Annotated in this window: 2 rRNA genes; both read left to right on the top strand. The window is 54.6% G+C overall.

Features of this window, described 5'->3' with window-relative positions:
• Positions 1 to 1709 (top strand): 23S ribosomal RNA (locus tag U9J39_RS29250); the annotation flags it as partial.
• A gap of 126 nt (positions 1710 to 1835) precedes the next feature.
• Positions 1836 to 1948, top strand: a 5S ribosomal RNA gene (gene rrf, locus U9J39_RS29245).
• Positions 1949 to 1994 lie beyond the last annotated feature (46 nt).

Genomic DNA, 1994 nt, shown 5'->3' with positions numbered 1-1994 from the left:
GCGTGGTAGGAGAGCGTTCTGTAAGCCTGTGAAGGTGTCTTGTAAAGGATGCTGGAGGTATCAGAAGTGCGAATGCTGACATGAGTAGCGATAAAGGGGGTGAAAGGCCCCCTCGCCGTAAGCCCAAGGTTTCCTACGCAACGTTCATCGGCGTAGGGTGAGTCGGCCCCTAAGGCGAGGCAGAGATGCGTAGCTGATGGGAAGCAGGTTAATATTCCTGCACCGTCGTATGATGCGATGGGGGGACGGATCGCGGAAGGTTGTCCGGGTGTTGGAAGTCCCGGTCCCTGCATTGGAGAAGGCGCTCAGGCAAATCCGGGCGCGGGATTCAAGGATGTGGGGCGAGCGGCCTAGTGCTGCGAAGCAATTGGAAGTGGTTCCAAGAAAAGCCTCTAAGCTTCAGTCATACGAGACCGTACCGCAAACCGACACAGGTGGGCGAGATGAGTATTCTAAGGCGCTTGAGAGAACTCGGGAGAAGGAACTCGGCAAATTGGTACCGTAACTTCGGGATAAGGTACGCCCTGGTAGCTTGACTGGCCTGCGCCAGAAGGGTGAAGGGGTTGCAATAAAATGGTGGCTGCGACTGTTTAATAAAAACACAGCACTCTGCAAACACGAAAGTGGACGTATAGGGTGTGACGCCTGCCCGGTGCCGGAAGATTAAATGATGGGGTGCAAGCTCTTGATTGAAGTCCCGGTAAACGGCGGCCGTAACTATAACGGTCCTAAGGTAGCGAAATTCCTTGTCGGGTAAGTTCCGACCTGCACGAATGGCGTAACGATGGCCACACTGTCTCCTCCCGAGACTCAGCGAAGTTGAAGTGTTTGTGATGATGCAATCTCCCCGCGGCTAGACGGAAAGACCCCATGAACCTTTACTGTAGCTTTGCATTGGACTTTGAACCGATCTGTGTAGGATAGGTGGGAGGCTTTGAAGCGTGGACGCTAGTTCACGTGGAGCCGTCCTTGAAATACCACCCTGGTTTGTTTGAGGTTCTAACCTTGGCCCGTGAATCCGGGTCGGGGACAGTGCATGGTAGGCAGTTTGACTGGGGCGGTCTCCTCCCAAAGTGTAACGGAGGAGTTCGAAGGTACGCTTGGTACGGTCGGACATCGTACCTAAAGTGCAATGGCAAAAGCGTGCTTAACTGCGAGACCGACAAGTCGAGCAGGTGCGAAAGCAGGACATAGTGATCCGGTGGTTCTGAATGGAAGGGCCATCGCTCAACGGATAAAAGGTACTCTGGGGATAACAGGCTGATACCGCCCAAGAGTTCATATCGACGGCGGTGTTTGGCACCTCGATGTCGGCTCATCTCATCCTGGGGCTGTAGCCGGTCCCAAGGGTATGGCTGTTCGCCATTTAAAGAGGTACGTGAGCTGGGTTTAAAACGTCGTGAGACAGTTTGGTCCCTATCTGCCGTGGGCGTTGGAATCTTGACGGGGGCTGCTCCTAGTACGAGAGGACCGGAGTGGACGTACCGCTGGTGTACCTGTTGTCTCGCCAGAGGCATCGCAGGGTAGCTATGTACGGAAGAGATAACCGCTGAAAGCATCTAAGCGGGAAACTCGCCTGAAGATGAGGATTCCCTGGAGGCTTGACCTCCTTGAAGGGTCGTTCGAGACCAGGACGTTGATAGGCTGGGTGTGGAAGCGCAGTAATGCGTTAAGCTAACCAGTACTAATTGCCCGTAAGGCTTGATCCTATAACCAGTGTGTTTCACCTGGTGAGCAATCGCCTTGTGCCACGTGTGTTGACACAGTAAGCACAACCCCAACTACATCCCGATTCGTGACGCTGTCCCAACCCGACAGCGCCACAACCCCTCATGCCTGGTGACCATAGCGAGCTGGAACCACCCCTTCCCATCCCGAACAGGACCGTGAAACAGCTCCGCGCCGATGATAGTGCGGATTCCCGTGTGAAAGTAGGTCATCGCCAGGCTCTTATTGTGCAAAACCCCTCGACAGCGTGTGCTGCGAGGGGTTTT

Source organism: Cupriavidus sp. SS-3 (assembly GCF_035818815.1).
GTDB lineage: Bacteria > Pseudomonadota > Gammaproteobacteria > Burkholderiales > Burkholderiaceae > Cupriavidus > Cupriavidus taiwanensis_C.
This window is presented reverse-complemented; position numbering and strand designations above follow the sequence as displayed.